Origin of the sequence: Enterobacter cloacae complex sp. IR5422, assembly GCF_049238165.1 — a bacterium.
Classification (GTDB): Bacteria; Pseudomonadota; Gammaproteobacteria; order Enterobacterales; family Enterobacteriaceae; genus Enterobacter; species Enterobacter roggenkampii.
This window is the reverse complement of record NZ_JBMKHT010000001.1, coordinates 96,368-119,495: the sequence shown is the minus strand read 5'-3', so window position 1 is coordinate 119,495 and position 23,128 is coordinate 96,368. Positions and strand designations below refer to the sequence as shown.

General features: G+C 55.8%; 22 protein-coding genes and 1 other annotated feature. Of the genes, 7 read left to right on the top strand and 15 right to left on the bottom strand.

Annotated features, from left to right (window positions below; all coding sequences use genetic code 11):
* Positions 1–13: 13 nt before the first annotated feature.
* Complete coding sequence (gene dnaK, locus ACOTXT_RS00610) at positions 14–1,927, bottom strand: molecular chaperone DnaK (protein ID WP_421625275.1); 1,914 nt, start codon at positions 1,925–1,927, stop codon at positions 14–16.
* A 296-nt stretch (positions 1,928–2,223) separates the two neighbouring features.
* On the opposite strand from dnaK, the gene satP reads away from it, so the two are divergent.
* Complete coding sequence (gene satP / locus ACOTXT_RS00605) at positions 2,224–2,790, top strand: acetate uptake transporter (protein ID WP_008502042.1); 567 nt, start codon at positions 2,224–2,226, stop codon at positions 2,788–2,790.
* Here satP and ACOTXT_RS00600 read toward each other — a convergent pair.
* The 3 genes from ACOTXT_RS00600 to tal form a co-directional block, all read right to left on the bottom strand.
* Positions 2,767–4,089 carry an MFS transporter gene (locus ACOTXT_RS00600; protein ID WP_032654925.1) on the bottom strand — a complete coding sequence of 441 codons (1,323 nt, stop codon included), beginning with the start codon at positions 4,087–4,089 and terminating at the stop codon, positions 2,767–2,769. The two genes, satP and ACOTXT_RS00600, sit on opposite strands and share 24 nt — an antisense overlap.
* Positions 4,090–4,211: 122 nt before the next feature.
* Positions 4,212–4,799 (bottom strand): molybdopterin adenylyltransferase, encoded by a 588-nt coding sequence (gene mog / locus ACOTXT_RS00595; protein WP_008502044.1) that lies wholly within the window; start codon positions 4,797–4,799, stop codon positions 4,212–4,214.
* 110 nt (positions 4,800–4,909) lie between these two features.
* Entirely contained in the window at positions 4,910–5,863 is a 954-nt protein-coding gene (gene tal, locus ACOTXT_RS00590; RefSeq protein ID WP_008502045.1) for a transaldolase, read from the bottom strand.
* A gap of 262 nt (positions 5,864–6,125) precedes the next feature.
* Between tal and ACOTXT_RS00585 the strand changes: the two genes are divergently transcribed.
* Together ACOTXT_RS00585 and yaaA are read left to right on the top strand one after the other, a co-directional pair.
* Positions 6,126–7,556, top strand: a complete 1,431-nt coding sequence (locus ACOTXT_RS00585) for an alanine/glycine:cation symporter family protein (protein ID WP_070532849.1) — start codon at positions 6,126–6,128, stop codon at positions 7,554–7,556.
* Positions 7,557–7,622: 66 nt separating this feature from the next.
* On the top strand, positions 7,623–8,396 hold the full coding sequence (gene yaaA / locus ACOTXT_RS00580) for a peroxide stress protein YaaA (protein ID WP_333164329.1): 774 nt from the start codon (positions 7,623–7,625) through the stop codon (positions 8,394–8,396).
* A 32-nt stretch (positions 8,397–8,428) separates the two neighbouring features.
* On the opposite strand, the gene ACOTXT_RS00575 is transcribed toward yaaA, so the two are convergent.
* From ACOTXT_RS00575 to yjjY, 7 genes are all read right to left on the bottom strand, one after another.
* Positions 8,429–8,710 (bottom strand): DUF2502 domain-containing protein, encoded by a 282-nt coding sequence (locus tag ACOTXT_RS00575; RefSeq protein ID WP_333164326.1) that lies wholly within the window; start codon positions 8,708–8,710, stop codon positions 8,429–8,431.
* Positions 8,711–9,018: 308 nt separating this feature from the next.
* The gene (gene thrC / locus ACOTXT_RS00570; RefSeq protein WP_023345407.1) at positions 9,019–10,305 is read right to left on the bottom strand and encodes a threonine synthase; all 1,287 of its coding nucleotides are present in this window, start codon (positions 10,303–10,305) and stop codon (positions 9,019–9,021) included.
* A gap of 3 nt (positions 10,306–10,308) precedes the next feature.
* Positions 10,309–11,238, bottom strand: coding sequence for a homoserine kinase (gene thrB, locus ACOTXT_RS00565; RefSeq protein ID WP_021240567.1), 930 nt, complete (start codon positions 11,236–11,238; stop codon positions 10,309–10,311).
* A 1-nt stretch (position 11,239) separates the two neighbouring features.
* Positions 11,240–13,702: a bifunctional aspartate kinase/homoserine dehydrogenase I gene (gene thrA, locus ACOTXT_RS00560; RefSeq protein ID WP_333164322.1), complete on the bottom strand. Its 2,463-nt coding sequence runs from the start codon at positions 13,700–13,702 to the stop codon at positions 11,240–11,242.
* A 24-nt stretch (positions 13,703–13,726) separates the two neighbouring features.
* Positions 13,727–13,844: a sequence feature (Thr leader region), on the bottom strand.
* Entirely contained in the window at positions 13,783–13,851 is a 69-nt protein-coding gene (thrL, locus tag ACOTXT_RS00555; protein WP_015572623.1) for a thr operon leader peptide, read from the bottom strand. Its footprint overlaps the feature before it by 62 nt.
* Before the next feature lie 211 nt (positions 13,852–14,062).
* Positions 14,063–14,749 (bottom strand): tRNA/rRNA methyltransferase, encoded by a 687-nt coding sequence (locus ACOTXT_RS00550; RefSeq protein ID WP_008502053.1) that lies wholly within the window; start codon positions 14,747–14,749, stop codon positions 14,063–14,065.
* A gap of 399 nt (positions 14,750–15,148) precedes the next feature.
* Positions 15,149–15,289, bottom strand: a complete 141-nt coding sequence (gene yjjY, locus ACOTXT_RS00545) for a protein YjjY (RefSeq protein WP_085928893.1) — start codon at positions 15,287–15,289, stop codon at positions 15,149–15,151.
* A 95-nt stretch (positions 15,290–15,384) separates the two neighbouring features.
* Here yjjY and arcA point away from each other — a divergent pair, with 95 nt between their 5' ends.
* The gene (arcA, locus tag ACOTXT_RS00540) at positions 15,385–16,101 is read left to right on the top strand and encodes a two-component system response regulator ArcA (protein ID WP_003856501.1); all 717 of its coding nucleotides are present in this window, start codon (positions 15,385–15,387) and stop codon (positions 16,099–16,101) included.
* A 46-nt stretch (positions 16,102–16,147) separates the two neighbouring features.
* Here arcA and creA read toward each other — a convergent pair whose 3' ends face one another.
* Positions 16,148–16,621, bottom strand: a complete 474-nt coding sequence (gene creA, locus ACOTXT_RS00535) for a protein CreA (protein WP_023293322.1) — start codon at positions 16,619–16,621, stop codon at positions 16,148–16,150.
* 211 nt (positions 16,622–16,832) lie between these two features.
* Between creA and robA the strand changes: the two genes are divergently transcribed.
* Entirely contained in the window at positions 16,833–17,702 is an 870-nt protein-coding gene (robA, locus tag ACOTXT_RS00530) for an MDR efflux pump AcrAB transcriptional activator RobA (protein ID WP_008502056.1), read from the top strand.
* On the opposite strand, the gene gpmB is transcribed toward robA, so the two are convergent.
* Complete coding sequence (gene gpmB, locus ACOTXT_RS00525; RefSeq protein WP_008502057.1) at positions 17,699–18,346, bottom strand: 2,3-diphosphoglycerate-dependent phosphoglycerate mutase GpmB; 648 nt, start codon at positions 18,344–18,346, stop codon at positions 17,699–17,701. The genes robA and gpmB overlap by 4 nt on opposite strands.
* 50 nt (positions 18,347–18,396) lie before the next feature.
* On the opposite strand from gpmB, the gene yjjX reads away from it, so the two are divergent.
* Positions 18,397–18,912, top strand: coding sequence for an inosine/xanthosine triphosphatase (gene yjjX, locus ACOTXT_RS00520; protein ID WP_008502058.1), 516 nt, complete (start codon positions 18,397–18,399; stop codon positions 18,910–18,912).
* On the opposite strand, the gene trpR is transcribed toward yjjX, so the two are convergent.
* Positions 18,909–19,235 carry a trp operon repressor gene (trpR, locus tag ACOTXT_RS00515; protein WP_039265268.1) on the bottom strand — a complete coding sequence of 109 codons (327 nt, stop codon included), beginning with the start codon at positions 19,233–19,235 and terminating at the stop codon, positions 18,909–18,911. The two genes, yjjX and trpR, sit on opposite strands and share 4 nt — an antisense overlap.
* 55 nt (positions 19,236–19,290) lie before the next feature.
* A complete protein-coding gene (sltY, locus tag ACOTXT_RS00510; RefSeq protein ID WP_333164319.1) occupies positions 19,291–21,228 on the bottom strand; it encodes a murein transglycosylase in 1,938 nt (645 codons plus the stop codon).
* Positions 21,229–21,455: 227 nt separating this feature from the next.
* Between sltY and ettA the strand changes: the two genes are divergently transcribed.
* Positions 21,456–23,123, top strand: coding sequence for an energy-dependent translational throttle protein EttA (gene ettA / locus ACOTXT_RS00505; protein WP_028015858.1), 1,668 nt, complete (start codon positions 21,456–21,458; stop codon positions 23,121–23,123).
* Positions 23,124–23,128: the final 5 nt, after the last annotated feature.

Here is a 23,128-nt window from a genome sequence, read left to right as displayed (position 1 = left end):
TGCATCAGGGCGATTATTTTTTATCTTTAACTTCTTCGAACTCAGCGTCGACAACGTCGTCGTCTTTCGCATTGTTCGCCGAAGCGTCAGCGCCCGCCTGCTGTTGAGCGTGCTGCTGCTGAGCGATTTCCATCAGCTTCTGAGAAGCCTGTGCCAGTTCCTGCATCTTCGCTTCGATGTCCGCTTTATCTTCACCTTTCAGTGAGGATTCCAGCGCACTCAGTGCAGCTTCGATAGCAGTCTTGTCTTCCGCTGGCAGTTTATCGCCTGCTTCTTCAACCTGCTTACGGGTGCTGTGCAGCAGATGGTCACCCTGGTTGCGGGTCTGAACCAGCTCTTCGAACTTACGGTCGGATTCCGCGTTAGCTTCGGCATCGCGAACCATTTTTTCGATTTCCGCTTCGTTCAGACCAGAAGATGCCTTGATGGTGATCTTCTGCTCTTTACCGCTGTTTTTGTCTTTCGCAGACACGTGCAGGATACCGTCAGCATCGATGTCGAAGGTGACTTCGATCTGTGGCATGCCGCGCGGTGCCGGCTTAATACCGTCCAGGTTGAACTGACCCAGAGATTTGTTATCCGCCGCACGCTTACGCTCACCCTGCAGCACATGGATGGTTACCGCAGACTGGTTGTCTTCAGCGGTAGAGAACACCTGGCTGTGCTTGGTTGGGATGGTGGTGTTTTTGTTGATGAGCGCAGTCATCACACCGCCCATGGTTTCGATACCCAGAGACAGCGGGGTAACGTCCAGCAGCAGTACGTCTTTCACTTCACCGGTCAGTACGCCACCCTGAACCGCAGCACCGATAGCCACTGCTTCGTCCGGGTTAACGTCTTTACGTGGCTCTTTACCAAAGAACTCAGCCACTTTCTTCTGCACCATTGGCATACGGGTCTGGCCACCAACGAGGATAACGTCGTTGATATCAGACACGGACAGGCCAGCGTCCTGCAGAGCAACTTTCAGCGGCTCGATAGAACGGTTCACCAGGTCTTCTACCAGGCTTTCCAGTTTCGCACGGGTCACTTTGATGTTCATGTGTTTAGGACCGGTCGCGTCTGCAGTGATGTACGGCAGGTTCACGTCGGTCTGCTGAGCGGAAGACAGTTCGATCTTCGCTTTCTCAGCGGCTTCTTTCAGGCGCTGCATAGCCAGCGGATCGTTACGCAGGTCAATGCCCTGATCTTTCTTGAACTCGTCAACGAGGTAGTTGATCAGACGGGTATCGAAGTCTTCACCACCCAGGTGGGTATCACCGTTGGTTGCCAGAACTTCGAAGGTTTTTTCGCCGTCAACTTCGTCGATTTCGATAATAGAGATATCGAAGGTACCACCACCCAGGTCGTAAACCGCGATAGTACGGTTGCCGACTTCTTTATCCAGACCGTAAGCCAGAGCAGCCGCGGTTGGTTCGTTGATGATACGTTTTACTTCCAGACCTGCGATACGGCCAGCATCTTTGGTTGCCTGACGCTGAGCATCGTTGAAGTATGCAGGAACGGTGATAACAGCTTCAGTTACCGGCTCACCCAGGTAATCTTCCGCGGTTTTCTTCATTTTTTTCAGCACTTCAGCAGAAATCTGCGGTGGTGCTGTTTTGGTGCCTTTCACATCAAGCCATGCATCGCCGTTATCTGCCGCGATGATTTTGTAAGGCATGATGGAAACGTCACGCTGAACTTCTTCGTCCTGGAAGCGGCGACCGATCAGGCGTTTAATCGCAAACAGAGTGTTTTGCGGGTTTGTCACTGCCTGACGTTTAGCCGGCTGACCAACCAGAGTTTCACCGTCCTGGGTATAAGCAATGATAGAAGGCGTGGTGCGATCGCCCTCGGCGTTCTCCAGCACGCGTGCAGTAGTGCCATCCATAATCGCTACACAAGAGTTGGTAGTACCCAGGTCGATACCAATAATTTTACCCATCTAAACGTCTCCACTAAAAATTCAGTCAACATGTGGTTGTGTACCTGTAATAAGGGCAGAACGTGCTTTTTCAACTGCCCAGATTTGATTTTTTTCAGGTCCACACACTGTGGTTGACTACAAGATGGGGTCGCGACGGCATCCATCAAGGGGCAAGCATAAAAAAAATTTTAATTTCACCCTGATGAGATCATAGACGCCATCGATTGCGCCCATTATGATGCCGCGCCCCGTCAGGGAGAACTGACGCGGGTTTAACCATTTCACCATATTAATGATGATTTTTTTGAGGACTTATGGGCAACACTAAGTTGGCTAATCCGGCTCCGCTGGGCCTGATGGGTTTTGGCATGACCACTATTCTGCTGAACCTGCACAATATCGGGATGTTCCCGATGGATGGCATCATCCTGGCGATGGGCATTTTTTATGGCGGTATCGCGCAAATCTTTGCGGGCCTGCTGGAATATAAGAAAGGCAATACCTTCGGCTTAACCGCCTTCACCTCTTACGGTTCTTTTTGGCTGACCCTGGTCGCCATTCTGCTGCTGCCTAAAATGGGCATGGCAGACGCGGCAAACGCCCACTTCCTGGGCGTCTACCTGGGCCTGTGGGGCGTCTTCACCCTGTTCATGTTCTTCGGTACCCTGAAAGGCAACCGCATGCTGCAGTTCGTCTTCCTGAGCCTGACCGTGCTGTTTGCCCTGCTGGCAATCGGTCACCTGGTGGATAACGAAGGCATCGTTCACGTTGCCGGCTGGATTGGTCTGGTTTGCGGCGCAAGCGCTATCTACCTGGCAATGGGTGAAGTGCTGAACGAGCAGTTTGACCGCACCGTGCTACCGATTGGTGAAAAACACTGATCCCTCTGTCGTGTCCGCCTCGCGGGCACGACATCCCCCCGCCTGACGAAGCCAAAATCCCAATACTAGCCCCATCACCGACAGCGCCAGCACGTACCAGGCCGGAGCCATGGGAGAGACGCCCATCAGGACCGTCACCGCAATCGGCGTCAGCCCACCGAAAATGGCATACGACACGTTGTAGGAAAATGAGATCCCGGTGAAGCGAACCTCCGGCGGGAACGCGCGCACCATGACGTAAGGCACCGCGCCGACTACGCCCACGCACAGCCCTACCACGCCGTACAGCAGGAACAGCTGTTCAGGATGGCTGCCTGCCAGATGGTAAAACGCCCAGCTTGATGCGGCCAGTAGCAGGCTGCCGACAATAAAGGTAACGCTGGCCCCGAAACGATCTGCCGCCAGCCCGGCGGCCAGGCAGCCAAAGCAGAGCATGATTGTCGCGATACTGTTCGCCTGTAGCGTCACGGCTGGGGCGAAACCGTACTGCTTTTGCAGCCACACCGGAGACATCAATATCACCACCACAATCCCGGCCGAGAGTAGCCAGGTGAGCAGCATCGACACCACCACCGCCTTTTTATGACGTACCACAACCGCCTTCACCGGCAGCTCCTGCGCCAGCGCTTTACGCTGCTGCATCTCCAGGAAAATCGGTGTCTCCTGCAGCCAGCGGCGCAGGTACATCGCCACCAGGCCAAACGCCCCGCCCAGCAGGAACGGAATACGCCAGCCCCAGTCGTGTACGGCCTGCTGCGTCATGCTGGTATTTACAATGGTGGCGACCACCGAGCCGAGCAGGATCCCGATGGTCAGCCCCGCGGTTAAGGTTCCACAGGCGATACCAATCCGGCGCGCCGGAACATGCTCTGCGACAAACACCCACGCGCCCGGCACTTCACCGCCAATCGCCGCGCCCTGAAGCACGCGCATCAGCAACAGCAGCAGCGGCGCGAGAATGCCCATCGAGGCATAGGTGGGCAGCAGACCAATGGCCAGCGTGGGGACCGCCATCAGCAGGATGCTGAGGGTAAACATCTTTTTACGCCCAACCAGATCGCCAAAGTGGGCCATAATAATGCCGCCCAGCGGACGCGCCAGATACCCGGCAGCAAAAATGCCGAAGGTTTGCACCTGACGCAGCCACTCCGGTATATCGGCCGGGAAGAAGAGCTCCCCCACTACGGCAGCGAAGAAGACGAAGATAATGAAGTCGTAAAACTCCAGCGCACCGCCTAAGGCCGCGAGCGTGAGGGTTTTGTAGTCCTGTCGATTCAGAGGTCGGGCGTTATGTGACATAGCGAACCATTATGCGTGTATTGTGGATTTATTTTTACAGAAATCGTAAAGAAAAAATTACTATACCGTAAAACCGTTACCACGCTATCGCCGCTTCAGCTTATGTCACATATTGATTAATTTCAGGAGATTGTTTCGCGACGCGCGTTTTTAGGACGAAAAGCTGCTACCACTTTCTCATCGGTTTCGACATACGGGCCGTCAAGCAGCTGTATACAATACGGTACACTTGCAAAGATGCCGTGAACGATGACGCTGCCGTCTTCCGCTTTTAGCCCTTCCAGCGTCTCTTTGATCGACTTCGGCTGCCCCGGGAGGTTCAGAATCAACGCCTGCTTGCGGATCACCCCTACCTGGCGGGAAAGAATGGCCGTCGGGACAAAGTGTAGACTGATCTGGCGCATCTGTTCGCCGAAGCCCGGCATTTCACGATCGGCAATCGCCAACGTCGCGTCCGGCGTCACATCACGGCGCGCGGGCCCGGTTCCGCCGGTGGTTAACACCAGGTGACAGCTCATCTCATCCACCAGTTCACACAGGGTCTGCTCGATAATCGGCTGTTCGTCGGGAATCAGGCGAGTCTGGATCTCAAACGGGGTAGTCAGTGCACTGGCCAGCCACGCTTCCAGAGCGGGGATGCCTTTATCCTGGTAAACACCGCTGGAGGCGCGGTCAGAAATCGACACTAAGCCGATGCGTAAGGTATTCATATCCATTCCATTCAAAGAGTACTGATTAAAGGGAATGATACACGCAGAGAGGAAATTCAGACAGGGTACGAAAGCAGTCGCGTGACCGGGAGCCCGGTCACGCGGAATGATTACAGCAGGTCGCCGATCATTTTTTCCAGTTTTTCCTGGTCAACAGCAAACTTACGGATACCGTCCGCCAGCTTGTCTACCGCCATTGGATCCTGGTTGTGCTGCCACAGGAACTCGGATTCAGTGATGCGCTCTGGGCGTGCTTTCACTTCACCGGTGTAAGACAGTTTACGCTCCAGGGTGCCTTCGCTTTCTGCCAGCTCTTTCAGCAGCGCTGGCGCAATGGTCAGGCGGTCACAGCCAGCCAGCTCGATGATTTCACCGACGTTACGGAAGCTTGCGCCCATAACCACAGTCTCATAGCCATGCTGTTTGTAGTATTCGTAGATTTCAGTCACGGAAATCACGCCTGGATCTTCAGCCGGTGCGTACTCTTTCTTATCGGTGTTGGCTTTGTACCAGTCCAGAATACGGCCCACGAACGGAGAAATCAGGTATACGCCAGCTTCTGCACATGCACGCGCCTGTGCGAAGGAGAACAGCAGGGTCAGGTTACAGTTGATACCCTCTTTTTCCAGCTGCTCTGCCGCGCGGATACCCTGCCAGGTAGAAGCCAGTTTGATCAGGATACGATCGTTGCTGATGCCCGCATCGTTGTACAGTTTGATCAGACGTTTTGCTTTCGCGATAGACGCTTCGGTGTCGTAGGAGAGACGCGCGTCCACTTCGGTAGAGATACGGCCCGGAACCAGTTTCAGGATCTCCAGACCGATGTTCACGGCCAGTTTATCAGTAGCGTCCACAACCTGCTGCGCGCGGTCGTTGCTCTGCGCTTTAGCCCAGGTCACAGCCTCGTCAATCAGTTTGCGATACTCAGGGATCTGTGCGGCGTTAAGGATCAGAGAAGGGTTAGTTGTGGCATCCTGCGGCTGGTACAGCTTCATTGCCGCGATATCTCCGGTGTCAGCTACGACAGTGGTGAACTGACGAAGGGAGGTCAATTTATCCGTCATGATAGTGTTTCTCTTTTAACGTGCCCTGGATAATTCACGCTACCGACAGCATGCCTGCAGCGGAAAAATGACAGGTTTACTTGTTAGGGGGATGTAACCGGTCTGCCCTGATGATAACACGACGGAGGGGTAGCGCAACCGCAGACAGTGCGCTTAGGCAGAGTATGATAAACTCAGAATATTAACAGGCTGCTAAGCAACAGCATGCCCAATCAGTGGTAGCGCTTACATATTCACGTTGGCATCAACAAGAGGGACGTTAATGCCTGATTTCTTTTTCTTTATTAACGAAGTCCTCTGGGGTTCGATAATGATTTACCTGCTTCTGGGAGCAGGTATTTGGTTTACGCTACGCAGTGGGTTTATCCAGTTTCGCTATATTCGCAAGTTTGGCAGAAGTCTGAAAAACAGCGTCACGCCCCAGCCGGGCGGATTAACGTCGTTTCAGGCGCTCTGTACTAGCCTTGCGGCACGCCTGGGCAGCGGGAATCTGGCGGGGGTAGCACTGGCCATCAGCGCCGGTGGGCCAGGCGCGGTCTTCTGGATGTGGATGACGGCACTTCTCGGTATGGCCACCTCCTTTGCCGAAAGTTCGCTTGCGCAACTCTACAAAGAGAAAGATAAGCGCGGCCAGTTTCGCGGTGGTCCAGCCTGGTACATGGCGCGTGGCCTGGGGATGCGCTGGATGGGCGTCCTGTTCTCGCTTTTTTTACTGCTCGCGTACGGTCTTATTTTTAATACCGTCCAGGCGAACTCGGTCGCCCATGCCATGCGCTATGCCTTCTCCTGCCCCGAGTGGCTCGCGGGTCTCGCTTTAGCTTCGATCGTTCTGCTTACCATTTCATTCGGTCTCAAGGGTATCGCTCGCCTGATGCAGTGGCTGGTGCCCATTATGGCGCTGCTCTGGGTTGCCGCGAGCCTGTTCGTCGCCGCACTGCATCTCGACCAGGTGCCGGGCGTGCTTGCCACTATCGTCAAAAGCGCCTTTGGCTGGCGCGAAGTGGCATCCGGCGCGCTGGGCTACACCTTCAGCCAGGCGCTGATGGCGGGTTTTCAGCGGGGCATGTTCTCCAATGAAGCCGGTATGGGGTCAACCCCCAATGCGGCAGCCGCCGCCTCTTCCTGGCCGCCACACCCGGCCGCACAAGGCATTGTGCAGATGATTGGCGTCTTTACCGATACCATTATTATCTGTTCCGCCAGCGCCATGATTTTGCTGCTGGCAGGCCCCGTACCCCACGCGTCGGGAACCGTCGGGATACAGCTTCTCCAGCAGGCGCTGGTGACCCTGACCGGCGGCTGGGGAGCCGGATTTGTCTCGCTCATCCTGATCTTGTTTGCCTTCAGCTCAATCGTGGTGAATTACCTCTACGCCGAAAATAACCTTATTTTCCTGAAACTCGACTCCCGCGCCGCGATCGGAACTCTGCGTCTGGGGGTTATCCTGATGGTGATAGCAGGCTCCCTGCTCAGTATGCCGCTGGTCTGGCAGCTGGCCGATATCATTATGGCGCTGATGGCAATCACTAACCTCACGGCGATCCTGCTGCTCTCGCCCGTGGTGACCCTGATTGCCAGAGACTATCTGCGCCAGCGCAAACTCGGCGTTCCGCCGGTCTTTGATCCCGCCCGCTATCCCGATATCAAGGCGCAGCTTGCCCCCGGCACGTGGGATGATTTGCCGCGGCAATAACAGCTATCGATCAATTCAGGGCGATTTTTTGCTAAAGTCGCTCTAAATTTCCTGCAAGGACTGGATATGCTGATTCTGATTTCACCTGCAAAAACGCTCGACTACCAGAGCCCGCTCGCCACCGAGCGCTATACCCAGCCTGAACTGCTGGACTATTCGCAACAGCTGATCCGCGAAGCGTGTAAGCTCTCTGCGCCGCAAATCGCCTCGCTGATGAGCATCAGCGACAAGCTGGCCGATTTGAACGCGACCCGCTTTCACGAGTGGCACCCGGATTTCACCCCTGCCAACGCTCGCCAGGCGATTCTGGCGTTTAAAGGCGACGTGTACACCGGCCTGCAGGCGGAAGATTTTAGCGAAGCCGATTTTGATTTTGCCCAGCAGCATCTGCGCATGCTGTCGGGCCTGTACGGCGTACTGCGCCCGCTGGATCTGATGCAGCCTTATCGTCTGGAGATGGGGATTCGCCTGGAGAATGCCAAAGGCAAAGATCTGTACCATTTCTGGGGCGATATCATTACCGATAAGCTGAATGCGGCGCTGCGCGCGCAGGGCGATAACGTGGTGATTAACCTGGCGTCCGATGAATACTACAAGTCGGTGAAGCCGAAAAAGCTGGATGCCGACATCATCAAGCCGGTATTCCTCGACGAGAAAAACGGCAAGTTCAAAGTGATCAGCTTCTACGCCAAGAAAGCGCGCGGTCTGATGAGCCGCTACATCATTCAGAACCGCCTGACGAAGCCGGAGCAGCTAACCGCCTTCAACAGCGAAGGCTATTTCTTTGACGAGGCGTCGTCAGGGAAAGGCGAACTGGTGTTTAAGCGCCACGAGCAGTAAAAACAAACCCCGCCGGCTGGCGGGGTTTTGCATTAGTGGTGTTTCCAGTCCGGACCTGGAAGATGATCGTCATGATGATGGTCACGCTCGCGATGCTCATCGTGAGGACGCCAGCGGTTATCGCGCCAGTCATAATGCGCCTTCCACCAGTCATGGTCGCGCCAGCGGCCACCGTCCCAGTAGTGCCCGTTATTATCCCGGTCGCCAATCTGCAGTTTGACCGCAGGTACGAGGGTGATTTCGGATGCCTGAACCGCCATGGGAGCGACCAGCATCAGTGAAAGCGCAATCAGCGCAGGTTTCAGTTTTGACATCGGTGACTCCTTATTATCGTTGCCCAACGTGGGCCGTTGTAAGGAGATTACGCGAGGGGAACGGGGGATGTTATTCTCTGCAATCCTAAACGCTAAGTGACCGCATTTATTGGGAATTTCTGCTTTTTCCCTGCTATTTTTCTCCTTAATTTCTTCACAAAAAAAGCCGGGTGGCGCTTCGCTTACCCGGCCTACGATTTGTTCGTCTTTGTAGGCCCGGTAAGGCGAAGCCGCCACCGGGCAACACAATCACGCACGCGTCATCATCAGTTGTAGGTCGGGTAAGGCGTAGCCGCACCCGACAAAAATCACGCGCGGGTCATCATCAGCTTACGCAGCGCCGCAAAGTCCGCCGGCAGCTCATGGGACAGCAGCGGCAGGTCGGCACGCTCGGCCAGTTCTTTCGGCAGCGGCAGCGTTTCGCCCAGGATCGCCTCCACGCTCTCTTTGAACTTCGCCGGATGTGCGGTCCCCAGGAACAGGCCGTATTCACCTGGGTTAAGCTGGTCGCGCAGCGCGCGGTAAGCAATTGCCGCGTGCGGTTCAGAGGTATACCCCACCGCCTTCAGCTCGCGCATGGTGGATTTGGTGGTCTCATCCGTCACCGCAGCATAGCCCAGGTCACCCAGGCGCCAGATCTTACGGCGGAACAGCTCTTCCACGCGCGGCCAGTTGTTCGGCTGAGACACATCCATCGCATTGGAGAGCGTGGCCTGAGTCGCGTTCGGCGCCCACTTCCCGTCTTTCAGGAAGCGCGGCACGGTGTCATTGGCGTTGGTGGCGGCGATAAAGCGTTTCACCGGCAGTCCCAGGGATTTCGCCAGCAGGCCTGCCGTCAGATCGCCGAAGTTACCGCTCGGCACGGAGATCACCAGCTGGTTACGCGCGTCCTGCGGCAGCTGCGCCACCGCTTCGAAGTAGTAGCAGATCTGCGCCAGCAGACGGCTGATGTTGATGGAGTTGGCGGAGTTCAGACCCAGCGCCACCTTCAGCTCTTCGTCGTCGAAGGCCTGCTTGACCAGCGCCTGGCAGGCATCGAAATCGCCGTCAATTGCCACGGTTTCAATGTTGCCGCCGAGGGTACAGAACAGTTTCTCCTGCAGCGGGCTGATTTTGCCTTTCGGATAGAGGATCACCACGCGGACGTTTTTCAGGCCGTAGAACGCGTGGGCGACCGCCGCGCCGGTATCCCCGGAGGTCGCGGTCAGGATGGTCACCGGCTTGTCGCCACTGATGTGGGTCAGCATCTGCGCCATAAAGCGGCCGCCGAAGTCTTTGAACGCCAGCGTCGGACCGTGGAACAGCTCCAGGCAGCCAACATCAGGCTCAACCTGCTGAACCGGCGCCGGGAAGGCGAATGCCGCGCGTACGCGCTCTTCCAGCAGCTCCTGCGGAATTTCATCGCCGATAAACGCGGACAGAATTTTGGTGCTGCGGGTGACAAAATCCTGCTTCAGCAGGTCATCAATCTCGGTCAGCTGGAATTCCGGCAGGTCATGCGGGAAAAACAGCCCCTGATTTTTGCCCAGTCCCTGAGTCACCGCCTGCGCGAAGCTGACCTGCTCGTTATGATCTTTAAGGTTGTAGAGTTTCATTAATTATCCCAGTACTCGTGCGCCAGCCGTGTCCAGACGGCAAATATGAACAAAGCCTTCCTGATTTTGCAGGTAGTGTTTAGAGAGCCAGTCCGCCACGCGCTGCGCAGTGTCAGGCTTGTCGCACAGGGCGAACAGCGTCGGGCCGGAGCCGGAGATGCCGCACGCCTGCGCGCCGATATCCATGGACGCCTGTCGGGCCTCGTTAAAGCCGGGCAGCAGCTTCGTGCGGTACGGCTCGGCAATGACGTCCTTCATCAGTTTGGCCGCCAGCTGCGGCTGACGGGTGTAGCAGGCGTGGATAAAGCCCGCCAGATGACGCCCGTGGGCGATACAGTCCTGACGGCGATACTGCGCGGGCAGGATCGCACGCGCTTCCGCGGTTGATACCTTGATACCCGGATAGGCCAGCACCCACAGCCACTCATCAAACCCTGGCACCTGCTGGCTGATGATGCCATTTTCTTCGATCATCAGCTGCATGCCGCCGAGGAAGCATGGCGCGACGTTGTCATAATGAATGCTGCCGGAGATACGCCCTTCCAGCTCGCCCATTAAGGCAAGCAGGCGGTTGTTGTTCAGCGGCTTGCCGCAGTGCTCGTTCATCGCCACCAGCGCGGCGACCACCGAGCAGGCGCTGGAACCCAGCCCGGAGCCAATCGGCATACTTTTTTCCAGCGTCATGGCGACCGGCACGTTTTTACCGATCTCCTGACAGAAACGCTCCCAGCACTGATAGACGATATTCTCGCGTGGCTCAGACGGCAGTTTGCTGGCGAAGCGACCCACGTTATTCAGGCTGAAGCTGTCTGCCGCTTCCACCGTCACCGTATCGCCCAGCAGCGAACCGTCCACCGGCGTCACCGCCGCACCCAGCACATCAAATCCGACGCTCATATTCGCGCTGGAAGCCGGGGCATAAACTTTGACCATGTTAAACTCCTAACTTCCATGACAGGGTACGCAGCAGATCGGCAAAGACACCCGCCGCCGTAACGTCGTTCCCTGCGCCATAGCCGCGAAGCACCAGCGGCAGTGGCTGATAATAGTGGCTGTAAAACGCGAGGGCGTTTTCGCCGTTTTTGACTTTGTACAGCGGGTCGTTGCCATCCACTTCGGCAATCTTCACCCGACACACGCCATCTTCTTCAATGTTGCCAACATAGCGCAATACCTTACCTTCATCACGGGCTTTCGCCACGCGGGCGGCAAACGCGTCGTCAAGCTGCGGCAGCTTGGCCATAAAGGCGCTGACGTCACCGCTGCTGTCAAATTCTGCCGGCAGGACCGGCTCAATCACGATATCGGAAAGCTCAAGCTCACGGCCCGTTTCGCGCGCGAGGATCAGCAGCTTGCGCGCCACGTCCATACCGGAAAGGTCGTCACGCGGATCCGGCTCGGTATAGCCCAGCTCGCGCGCGGCGCGGGTGGCCTCCGAGAGGCTCATTCCCTCATCCAGCTTGCCGAAGATAAACGACAGCGAGCCGGAGAGAATGCCGGAGAAACGCTGCAGCTCATCGCCCGCGTTAAGCAGGTTCTGCAGGTTCTCGATAACCGGCAGGCCTGCCCCCACGTTGGTGTCGTAGAGGAACTTGCGGCGCGACTTGCTCGCTGCCAGGCGCAGCTGGTGATAGTAATCCATCGACGAGGTGTTGGCCTTTTTGTTCGGCGTCACCACGTGGAAACCTTCGCGCAGGAAGTCCGCGTACTGGTCGGCCACCGCCTGGTTCGAGGTACAGTCGACGATGACCGGGTTAAGCAGATGATACTCTTTTACCAGACGGATCAGGCGCCCCAGGTTGAACGGCTCTTTTGCCTCATTCATCTCGGCCTGCCAGTTTTCCAGGTTCAGGCCGTGGACGTTGGTCAGCAGCGCTCTGGAATTCGCGATCCCGCAGACGCGCAGGTCGATGTGTTTCTTCTTAAGCCATTCCTGCTGACGCTTCACCTGCTCCAGCAGCGCGCCGCCGACGCCGCCCACGCCAATCAGGAACAGCTCGATAACCTGATCGGTGTTGAACAGCATCTGGTGAACCACACGAACGCCGGTGGTGGCATCGTCGTTATCCACAACAACAGAAATTGAACGCTCTGACGAGCCCTGGGCAATCGCCACGATATTGATATTGGCGCGCGCCAGCGCGGCAAAGAATTTGGCGGAGATACCGCGCAGGGTGCGCATACCGTCGCCCACCACGGAGATGATCGCCAGACGCTCCTGAATCGCGAGCGGCTCCAGCAATTCTTCTTTCAGCTCCAGATAGAACTCTTCCTCCAGCGCGCGGCGGGCGCGAAGGCAGTCAGCCTGCGGCACGCAGAAGCTGATGCTGTACTCGGAGGATGACTGGGTGATCAGCACCACCGAAATACCGTTGCGGGACATGGCCGCAAACACGCGTGCCGCCATGCCGACCATCCCTTTCATCCCCGGACCCGAGACGCTGAACATCGCCATGTTGTTCAGGTTGGAGATGCCTTTCACCGGCAGTCCGTCCTCATCGGTACTCGCGCCAATCAGCGTTCCCGGCGCCTGCGGGTTACCGGTGTTTTTAATCAGGCAAGGGATCTGGAACTGGGCAATCGGGGAGATGGTACGCGGGTGAAGTACTTTGGCGCCGAAGTAGGAAAGCTCCATCGCTTCCTGGTACGACATCGACTTCAGCAGCCTGGCGTCCGGTACCTGGCGCGGATCGCAGGTATACACGCCGTCAACATCAGTCCAGATCTCACAACAGTCCGCGCGTAAACAGGCGGCCAGCACGGCGGCGGAGTAGTCGGAACCGTTACGGCCCAGCACCACCAGCTCGCCCTTCTCGTTACCGGCGGTGAAGCCTGCCATCAGGATCATGTGGTCAGACGGAATTTTGCTGGCGGCGATACGGCGGGTTGATTCGGCAATATCAACGGTGGATTCGAGGTAGTGGCCCACCGCCACCAGTTTTTCAACGGGATCGATCACGGTCACGCTATGGCCGCGCGCTTCCAGCACGCCGGCCATGATGGCGATAGAGAGTTTTTCACCGCGACAAATCAGCGCTGCATTGATGCTGTCCGGGCACTGGCCGAGAAGGCTGATGCCGTGCAGGACATGTTTAATTTGCGCGAATTCTTGTTCAACAAAAGACTTCAGTTGCGCATGCGGGAAGCCAGGCAGCGCTTCTGCCAGGCCTTGCAGTAAGTCAGCGAAGATACGCTCTGCGTCGCTGATGTTCGGAAGTGCATCCTGACCACCGATGGTTTTTTCAATCATCGCCACCAGATGGTTCGTGATTTTTGCCGGGGCAGAGAGCACGGTCGCAACCTGCCCCTGCCTGGCGTTGCTTTCCAGGATATCGGCAACACGCAGAAAACGTTCTGCATTTGCCACTGATGTACCGCCGAACTTCAACACTCGCATGGTTCTACCTCGTTTCCTTTAGCCGAAAAAAAAGCCCGCACTGTTCAGGTGCGGGCTTTTTTCTGTTTTTCCTGTACGCGTCAGCCCGCATCGTTACCTGTGGTAATGATGATGGTTGTGGTAATGGTGGTGATGCTGATGCGTTTCATGGATGTTGTGTACTCTGTCATTATTATCTGTCTGTGCTGTATTCTTTTAGGGTTAAAGGATCGGGCCCCTTAAGTCAATGGATTTTTAATTTGATCACATTTTGGGAGACTCTCAGGTCCCGCTGCGTGCCGCTTTATTTTCATCCGATTACCCCAAACGCAACCCGTTCAGACAGACTTATTCGCCATAGTAAAAACTTATGGCAGTATTTTACTCGGCCAATTTTTTTTCAATATCGTGCAGCAAACGGTGCAACATGGCGGTGTCCCGTTGCTCAAGACGACCAAGACGCTGCTGCAGCCAGTCGGCCATTTTCTGATCGTCCGCGACGCCAAGGCTCGATAACAGCCCCTGCACGCGAGTTCGCAGCGCGGCCAGCTGATTTTCATTTGCCGCTTCTGGCTGAGGTTGAGGGATTTGCATTAGGGAGGCTAATTGATAGCAATAGACCATGACCGCCTGGCCCAAATTCAGGGAAGGATAATCGGCCACCATCGGCGCACCGGTAAGAACGTCCGCCAATTCCAGCTCTTCGTTGGTTAATCCGGAATCTTCACGTCCAAATACCAGCGCGGCTTTCTCCAGCCACTGGCTTTTCTCTTCGAGCATGGGTACCAGTTCAGCAGGCGTGGCGTAATAGTGGAACTTCGCTCGGCTGCGCGCGGTGGTTGCAACGGTAAACGAAATGTCATGCAGCGCGTCGGCAAGCGTAGCGTAAGTGGTTATATTATCGAGAATATCTCCCGAACCGTGCGCCACCCACCGGGCGGCTGGCTCCAGATGGGCCGTGCTGTCCACAATACGTAAATCGGTAAAACCCATGGTCTTCATCGCACGCGCCGCTGCGCCTATATTTTCTGCTCTGGCTGGTGCAACCAGTACAATCGACAGATGCATTTATGCTCTCTTTTTAATCAGTTAGCCGGTAAAAATGTGATGCACTTCAACATATTACGCAGCGCGAATTTACAAAATTGCAACACAAATCACCGAAATAGCGTTTCATAACAAATTAAAAACGCTAAACTATTCTGTGTCTGAACAATCAGTTAGAATGTTAACAGAACACTATTATCCCTATGTTTTATAATGATAATAGTGACATGAATACTCTATTCTGATTGGATTCGCTTCGTTTATAAATCAATGTCCGCAACTAGTTGGTTTATTGAAAAATTGTGACAAAGGCTAGCATTCGGCTACGATGATTTCATCAAACTGTTAACGTGCTACAATTGAACTTGATATATGTCAACGAAGCGTAGTTTTATTGGGTGTCTGGTGTCACTTAGCCTGTTATGTTGCTGTTAAAATGGTTAGGATGACAGCCGTTTTTGACACTGTCGGGTCCAAAGGGAAAGTACCCAAGACCAAGCTAATGATGTTGTTGACGTTGATGGAAAGTGCATCAAGAACGCAATTACGTACTTTAGTCACGTTAAGCCGATCATGTTAATTTGCGACATGCATCAGGCAGGTCAGGGACTTTTGTACTTCCTGTTTCGATTTAGTTGGCAATTTAGGTAGCAAACATGCAGACCCCGCACATTCTTATCGTTGAAGACGAGTTGGTAACACGCAACACGTTAAAGAGCATTTTCGAAGCAGAAGGCTACGATGTCTTTGAAGCGACCGATGGCGCAGAGATGCATCAGATCCTTTCTGAAAATGATATCAACCTGGTGATCATGGATATCAACCTGCCGGGCAAAAACGGTCTTCTTCTGGCGCGCGAACTGCGCGAGCAGGCGAACGTCGCGTTAATGTTCCTGACGGGCCGTGACAACGAAGTTGATAAAATTCTTGGCCTGGAAATCGGTGCGGATGATTACATCACCAAGCCGTTCAACCCTCGCGAGTTAACCATTCGTGCACGCAACCTGCTGTCCCGCACCATGAACCTGGGCACGGTCAGCGAAGAGCGCCGTAGCGTCGATAGCTACAAATTCAACGGCTGGGAACTTGATATCAATAGCCGTTCGCTGATTAGCCCGAACGGCGAGCAGTATAAACTGCCGCGCAGTGAATTCCGCGCGATGCTGCACTTCTGCGAAAACCCGGGCAAGATCCAGTCCCGTGCAGAGCTGCTGAAGAAAATGACCGGCCGTGAGCTGAAGCCGCACGACCGTACCGTAGACGTCACCATCCGTCGTATTCGTAAGCACTTCGAATCTACGCCAGATACGCCGGAAATCATCGCCACGATCCACGGCGAAGGGTACCGTTTCTGCGGTGACCTGCAGGAGTAATCCCGCAGTTAACGCAATAAAAAACGGCGCATTTGCGCCGTTTTTTTTATTCCCGCCACGGCATTATCGGCACCGCGCTGATCGCGTTTTTCGGTGAACCTTCCACCACTTTGTCGGAATAGGCCAGGTAAGCCAGCGTATTGCGTTTGGCATCATAGAAACGCACAACCTGCAGCTTTTTGAACACCAGCGAGGTTCGTTTCTGGAATACCACGTCGCCCTGCGCTTTGCCGTTTTTAATTTTATCGCTCAATTCAACCGGGCCCACCTGCTGACAGGAGATCGCCGCATCGGAGGTGTCTTCCGCCAGCCCCAGACCGCCCTTGATACCGCCCGTTTTCGCACGGCTGACATAGCAGGTGACGTTTTTCACGTCCGGATCGTCAAACGCCTCCACCACGATTTTGTGGTCCGGGCCAAACATTTTGAACACGGTGTCGACAGAACCTATCTGTTCCGCCTGTGCCACGCGCCCGGCCATCAACATCAGCGCGGTGAAGAGCAAAGTCTTGTATTTCATATTGTTACCATTCTTTAAAATTACACTGAGCGATTATTCAACACTTTAGACAAAAATGTAGCAAGATCACAGGATTAGAATATATTTGCCCATAATGCCCTACAAAAAGCATGAATGCGCAAAAAAAACACTGAATGCTAAAACATCAAAAAATGCTATTATCCACTAACCTGTTATCAGGCACCTGCTGTTTTAAGGATGAGGATAGTATATGGATCAGGCTGGAATTATTCGCGACCTGCTCACCTGGCTGGAAGGTCATCTCGACCAGCCTTTGTCACTGGATAATGTGGCGGCTAAAGCAGGCTATTCCAAGTGGCATCTGCAAAGGATGTTCAAGGATGTCACCGGTCATGCTATCGGGGCCTATATTCGCGCACGTCGTTTATCGAAATCTGCTGTGGCTCTGCGCCTGACCGCGCGCCCGATTCTGGATATTGCCTTGCAATATCGTTTCGATTCGCAGCAGACCTTCACCCGCGCCTTTAAAAAACAGTTCTCGTTGACGCCAGCGCTGTATCGTCGCTCGCCTGACTGGAGCTCGTTTGGCATGCGTCCGCCGCTGCGTCTGGGCGAGTTCGCGATGCCGAAGTATGAAATTATTACCCTGCCGGAAACCCATCTGATCGGCACGACGCAGAGCTACTCCTGTTCGCTGGAGCAGATTTCCGAGTTCCGTCATCAGATGCGCGTCCAGTTCTGGCGTGATTTCCTGAGCCACGCGCCGGCGATCCCGCCGATTCTGTATGGTCTCAACGAAACGCACCCGAGCCAGGAAAAAGACGACGAGCAGGAGGTGTTCTACACCACCGCGCTGACGCCAGAGATGGCCAATGGCTACATTCAGGGTTCGAAGCCTGTCGTGCTGGAAGGTGGCGAATACGTGATGTTCGCCTATGAAGGGCTGGGAACGGGGGTGCAGGAGTTTATCCTGACCGTTTACGGAACCTGCATGCCGATGCTGAATCTGAATCGCCGTAAAGGTCAGGACATTGAGCGCTACTACCCGGCTCAGGATGCGAAACCGGAAGAAGGCCCAATCAATCTGCGTATGGAATTCTTGATTCCAATACGTCGTTAACGCTGCAGTTCGTCAAGCGCAGGGGCATCGAGATGCGAAATGTCCCCTGCCATCTCCACCACCCAACCTGACGCCAGCCACGCGCTTTCCTGATAATCAATTCGGGAAATAGAGCAGTTGCGCAGACGCAAACGGCGCTCAGCGTATGCCGGTAATCCCAGAATGGTGCTCACCAGGCATCCCAACGCAATCCCATGACTCACCAGCAGCGGACGGCTTCCTGCCGGGAGCTTCAGGCATTCCGCCAGGGCGGCATGCATACGTACGCTGAGCTCCTGCATGGATTCGCCCTCAGGAATACGGCCATCTTCGGTACCGTTTACCAGCGTGCGGCGCCAGCCCTCTTCCGTTTCCGTCAGCGTATCGATATGGCGTTTTTCCAGCACGCCCATATCCAGCTCGCGCAGGCGCGGCTCAAGCATGACGTCACAGCCGCAGGCGTCCGCGATGATGCGCGCCGTCTGCTGTGTGCGACCTAAATCGCTGGTAATCACGTGGGTAATGCCCAGCGTTCTGGCGCGTTCCGCCACCTGCCACGCTTGCTGCACACCCTTCTCAGTGAGAGGACTGTCTGACTGGCCTTGAATACGTCGCTCGGCGTTCCACTGCGTTTCACCGTGGCGAACAAGGTATACCTGTAACATGCTTTTTTTCCGTTATACTGCGATGAGTTTTTTTTGAATCGAGCTTAATTATGCACCATGTTGTCTCTGCTACCACTAATCCTGCCAAAATTCAGGCAATTCTAAGGGCATTTGACGAGATCTTCGGCGCAGGATCCTGCCATATTGAGGCCATCGGCGTCGAGAGTGGCGTTCCTGAACAGCCGTTTGGCAGCGAGGAAACGCGCGCTGGCGCACGAAATCGCGTGGCAAATGCCAGAGCTGCGGCCCCGGATGCGGACTTTTGGGTGGCGATTGAAGCCGGTATCGACGAAGGTGCAACCTTTAGCTGGGTGGTGATCGAAAGCCGTGAACAGCGCGGCGAAGCGCGTTCGGCCACCCTGCCCCTGCCGGAAATCATTCTGGAAAAAGTGCGTGCGGGTGAAGCGCTCGGGCCGGTGATGTCGCAGTACACCGGCATTGATGAGATTGGCCGTAAAGAAGGGGCGATTGGCGTCTTTACCGCAGGCGCGCTGACGCGTTCAGGCGTTTACCATCAGGCGGTGATCCTGGCGTTAAGCCCGTTCCATAACGCGATCTATCGTTAGGCGTTTTTCAACAACACCGCTTCCAGCCACTGGCGCAGCTCAACGGGCGCCGACTTCAGGCTGTTCGATCCACGGGTGATGGTCGCGATGCCCGCGCCCAGCTCGTTTTTCAGCTCGCGCTGGCTCATCTCGCCGCGCAATAGCTCTTCAATGATGCGCACGCGCGTGCCCAGCGCCTCACGCTCGTCCGGCGTGAGCATCAGCTGCATGAGGGGTAGGTGCAAATCCTGCTCGTAAGACTGGCGAAGCAGCTCCACAAAACGAAGCCACTCCTGGTTACGCTGTTCGGCCATCGCCGAGGAATACGGGGAATGCTGGGTCATGTTATGCTGCCTCTTGTACTCTTTAGCGAGTACAGCATAACACAACCCACGCCGATCAGTAACGTCTCTGCCACTCGGCATCGCTCATCAGGGTATCTTTCTGCCCCATGAAGTAGCGATAGTAGGCGTCATAAGCCAGCACGTTCTTCACGTAGCCGCGCGTTTCCGAGAACGGGATGCTCTCGACAAACGCCACGGCGTCGATGCGTCCGGCGCTGTTGCCGAGCCAGGTGCGCACGCGACCCGGTCCCGCGTTGTATGCCGCCGACGAGAAGATGCGGTTATTGCCGAACTGCTGGTACACATACTGCAGGTAGCTGGTACCGATGTTGATGTTGGTATCCGGATCGAGAAGCTGTGACGGGCTACTGTATCGAGGGATGTTAAACATCTTCACCGTGTGCGTCGCCGTGCCCGGCATGATCTGCATCAGGCCGCTGGCACCCACCGGGGAACGGACTTTCGGGTTCCAGGCGCTTTCCTGACGGGCAATCGCCATCGCGTAACTTTGCGGGATATCTTTGCCGCGGGTGTAGCGATCGAACAGATCCTTGTAAGCCAGCGGGAAACGCTCTTCGAGATGATCCCACAGCTTACCGGCGATCGTCGCCTGCACGCTCAGATCCCACCAGTGGTTATCAAACGCATACCGGGCAAGCTGAGCTTTTTCATCGGTGGTGCGGCTGGTCACCAGATTCGCCCACTCGCTGCGCGCGGTGTTGTCCATATTCCAGTACATCAGCTCGCGAACGCGCGCCATTTCTGGCCCCTGGGTCAGCGCCGGATTCGCGTTAGCGGGCGCTTTATCGATGCGGAAGGTGTACTCCTCGCCCAGGCGCTGCGCGGCCGCCATCGGGTAGAACCCGCGCTGCTGCATCAGCGTATGAAGAATTTCTTTGGCCTCATCATCACGACCGCGCTCCAGCAGCAGATCGGCCTGCCAGTAACGCCATTCATCTTTCTCTTTGGCCTCCATAGGCAACCGGGCGAGCCAGGTATTGAGCCCACGACGGTCGCCCGTACCCAGCGCCATTCGCACGCGGCGTTCCACCAGCGACGTGGAGTTCGAACGCATAATCGCATCGTCTCGCCAGCGCGCCTGCTCGTCGGTCACATCGGTGCCCATCAGTCGCCACGCCACGATATCGCGCAGCTCCTGCGTTTGCTCCTCATTAAGCTGCTGCGCCTGCACCAGCTGCGGGATCATCAGCCGCGCGTTTTCCACATCGTCACGCGCCACGCTGGCAAAAGCCACCGCCGCCATCTGGCGGGTAAAATCGGTCGCGCCCGTACTGCGGGCAAAGGTCAGGACGCTGTTGGGATCGTTTGCCAGCGAGATAACTGCCGTGGAAATCGTCTGGTAATCGGACGGCATCTGCCCCGCCAGCGCAGTCACCAGACGCGTATTACCGGCTTTCATCGCCAGGCGGATACGCTCGAGGTAGGACAGCGGATCCTGCTTGCCGGAAGCACGCCACGCGCCGAACAGGGAATCACAGGCGTTCGGCTGGTTTTTCCCGGTCAGCCAGAGCTCTTTCGCCCCGGCCCAGGCCTCTTCCTGCTGGCCGGTCGCCCATTTTGCGTAGTAGTAGTTACACTGCGCTTCGGTGGTATTCGGCTTTTCAGGGCTAAACGCCAGCAGCCCGCGCCAGTCTTCACGTCGCGCCAGTTCGTTCACAAAACGAGACTGAAGATTCCGGGCTGGCGGCAGGGTCGGGTTCGCCTGAATGAAGTTATTCACGGTAACGGTGGGCTGGTTCATGAGATCGTCCGTAATTTGACGATACTCCAGATACGGATACAGCGGATAATCCTTGAGCGTCGGCATCAGCGCCTGCACGGTATCCATCTGCTTGTTGTCCCATGCCTGTTTAATCTGGGCATACCGGTTACGTTGTTCATCCAGTGAATCGGCATGCACCGCCTGGCTTACCGCCATTACGCATACGCTGGCAGCCAGCAGACGCCAGACCACCCGTTTGGCTTTTTCCACAAGCTCTTCCTCATTGTTTTTTCGTCAATTGCAGCGTCTTGCCACGTCAAAGTCTCATTAACTTATGCTAACCAGGCATCCTGCAACGCGCCACGTCATGGACACTTTTTTACCTTTCTTGCGCGTTTTAACACTCCCGACGTTCCTGGCTGGGATTAGGGCGGGAAAAAGGCTACACTTCGAGGCTGAAATTCCTTCTCATTACGATAAAAGAGGCGAAGTCCAACGTGGCTCAATTCGTTTATACCATGCATCGTGTCGGCAAAGTTGTCCCGCCGAAACGTCATATTCTTAAAAATATCTCGCTGAGCTTCTTCCCGGGCGCAAAAATCGGTGTTCTGGGTCTCAACGGTGCCGGTAAGTCCACCCTGCTGCGCATCATGGCCGGCATTGATACAGACATCGAAGGTGAAGCCCGTCCGCAGCCTGGCATCAAGATTGGCTACCTGCCGCAGGAACCTCAGCTGAACCCGGAACACACCGTTCGCGAATCCGTTGAAGAAGCGGTGTCCGAAGTGGTTAACGCCCTGAAAGGTCTGGATGAAGTGTATGCCAAATATGCCGAACCGGATGCGGACTTCGACAAGCTGGCCGCACAGCAGGGCAAGTATGAAGAGATCATCCAGGCGCACGACGGTCACAACCTGAACGTGCAGCTGGAGCGCGCGGCGGATGCCCTGCGTCTGCCGGACTGGGATGCAAAAATCGCGAACCTCTCCGGGGGGGAACGCCGCCGCGTGGCGCTGTGCCGCCTGCTGCTGGAAAAACCAGACATGCTGCTGCTCGACGAACCGACTAACCACCTGGATGCGGAATCCGTGGCGTGGCTGGAGCGCTTCCTGCACGACTTCGAAGGCACCGTTGTGGCGATCACCCACGACCGTTACTTCCTCGACAACGTCGCCGGCTGGATCCTGGAGCTGGACCGCGGTGAAGGTATTCCGTGGGAAGGCAACTACTCCTCCTGGCTGGAGCAGAAAGATCAGCGTCTGGCTCAGGAAGCGTCTCAGGAAGCGGCGCGCCGTAAGTCTATCGAGAAAGAGCTGGAGTGGGTGCGTCAGGGCACGAAAGGCCGTCAGTCTAAGGGCAAAGCCCGTCTGGCACGCTTCGAAGAGCTGAACAACACCGAATACCAGAAACGTAACGAAACCAACGAACTGTTTATTCCACCTGGAGCACGTCTGGGGGATAAAGTGGTTGAAGTGACCAACCTGCGTAAGTCCTACGGCGACCGCGTGCTGATCGACGATCTGACCTTCTCCGTACCGAAAGGCGCTATCGTGGGCATCATCGGTCCGAACGGCGCGGGTAAATCGACCCTGTTCCGCATGATGTCCGGTCAGGAACAGCCAGACAGCGGCTCTATCACCCTGGGTGAGACCGTGAAGCTGGCCTCCGTTGACCAGTTCCGCGACGCGATGGATAACAGCAAAACCGTGTGGGAAGAAGTCTCCGGCGGTCTGGATATCATGCGTATCGGCAACACCGAGATGCCAAGCCGCGCCTACGTTGGCCGCTTTAACTTCAAAGGCACCGACCAGGGCAAACGCGTGGGCGAGCTGTCCGGCGGTGAGCGCGGACGTCTGCACCTGGCGAAGCTGCTGCAGGTAGGCGGTAACGTTCTGCTGCTCGATGAACCAACCAACGACCTGGATATCGAAACCCTGCGCGCGCTGGAAAACGCCCTGCTGGAGTTCCCGGGCTGTGCAATGGTTATCTCGCACGACCGCTGGTTCCTTGACCGTATCGCGACCCACATTCTGGACTATCAGGACGAAGGTAAAGTGGAGTTCTTCGAAGGTAACTTCACCGAATACGAAGAGTACAAGAAACGCACGCTGGGCGCCGACGCGCTGGAGCCGAAGCGTATTAAGTACAAGCGTATTGCGAAATAAGTGCC

Bases quoted from the DNA above. Each gene is read 5' to 3' on its own strand.
- trpR (WP_039265268.1), bottom strand. From the start codon at position 19,235: ATGACCCAGCATTCCCCGTATTCCTCGGCGATGGCCGAACAGCGTAAC.
- ACOTXT_RS00550 (WP_008502053.1), bottom strand. From the start codon at position 14,749: ATGCATCTGTCGATTGTACTGGTTGCACCAGCCAGAGCAGAAAATATA.
- robA (WP_008502056.1), top strand. From the start codon at position 16,833: ATGGATCAGGCTGGAATTATTCGCGACCTGCTCACCTGGCTGGAAGGT.
- thrC (WP_023345407.1), bottom strand. From the start codon at position 10,305: ATGAAACTCTACAACCTTAAAGATCATAACGAGCAGGTCAGCTTCGCG.
- satP (WP_008502042.1), top strand. From the start codon at position 2,224: ATGGGCAACACTAAGTTGGCTAATCCGGCTCCGCTGGGCCTGATGGGT.
- ACOTXT_RS00575 (WP_333164326.1), bottom strand. From the start codon at position 8,710: ATGTCAAAACTGAAACCTGCGCTGATTGCGCTTTCACTGATGCTGGTC.
- gpmB (WP_008502057.1), bottom strand. From the start codon at position 18,346: ATGTTACAGGTATACCTTGTTCGCCACGGTGAAACGCAGTGGAACGCC.
- ACOTXT_RS00585 (WP_070532849.1), top strand. From the start codon at position 6,126: ATGCCTGATTTCTTTTTCTTTATTAACGAAGTCCTCTGGGGTTCGATA.
- ACOTXT_RS00600 (WP_032654925.1), bottom strand. From the start codon at position 4,089: ATGTCACATAACGCCCGACCTCTGAATCGACAGGACTACAAAACCCTC.
- yjjX (WP_008502058.1), top strand. From the start codon at position 18,397: ATGCACCATGTTGTCTCTGCTACCACTAATCCTGCCAAAATTCAGGCA.
- arcA (WP_003856501.1), top strand. From the start codon at position 15,385: ATGCAGACCCCGCACATTCTTATCGTTGAAGACGAGTTGGTAACACGC.
- thrB (WP_021240567.1), bottom strand. From the start codon at position 11,238: ATGGTCAAAGTTTATGCCCCGGCTTCCAGCGCGAATATGAGCGTCGGA.
- creA (WP_023293322.1), bottom strand. From the start codon at position 16,621: ATGAAATACAAGACTTTGCTCTTCACCGCGCTGATGTTGATGGCCGGG.
- dnaK (WP_421625275.1), bottom strand. From the start codon at position 1,927: ATGGGTAAAATTATTGGTATCGACCTGGGTACTACCAACTCTTGTGTA.
- tal (WP_008502045.1), bottom strand. From the start codon at position 5,863: ATGACGGATAAATTGACCTCCCTTCGTCAGTTCACCACTGTCGTAGCT.
- yaaA (WP_333164329.1), top strand. From the start codon at position 7,623: ATGCTGATTCTGATTTCACCTGCAAAAACGCTCGACTACCAGAGCCCG.
- mog (WP_008502044.1), bottom strand. From the start codon at position 4,799: ATGAATACCTTACGCATCGGCTTAGTGTCGATTTCTGACCGCGCCTCC.
- thrA (WP_333164322.1), bottom strand. From the start codon at position 13,702: ATGCGAGTGTTGAAGTTCGGCGGTACATCAGTGGCAAATGCAGAACGT.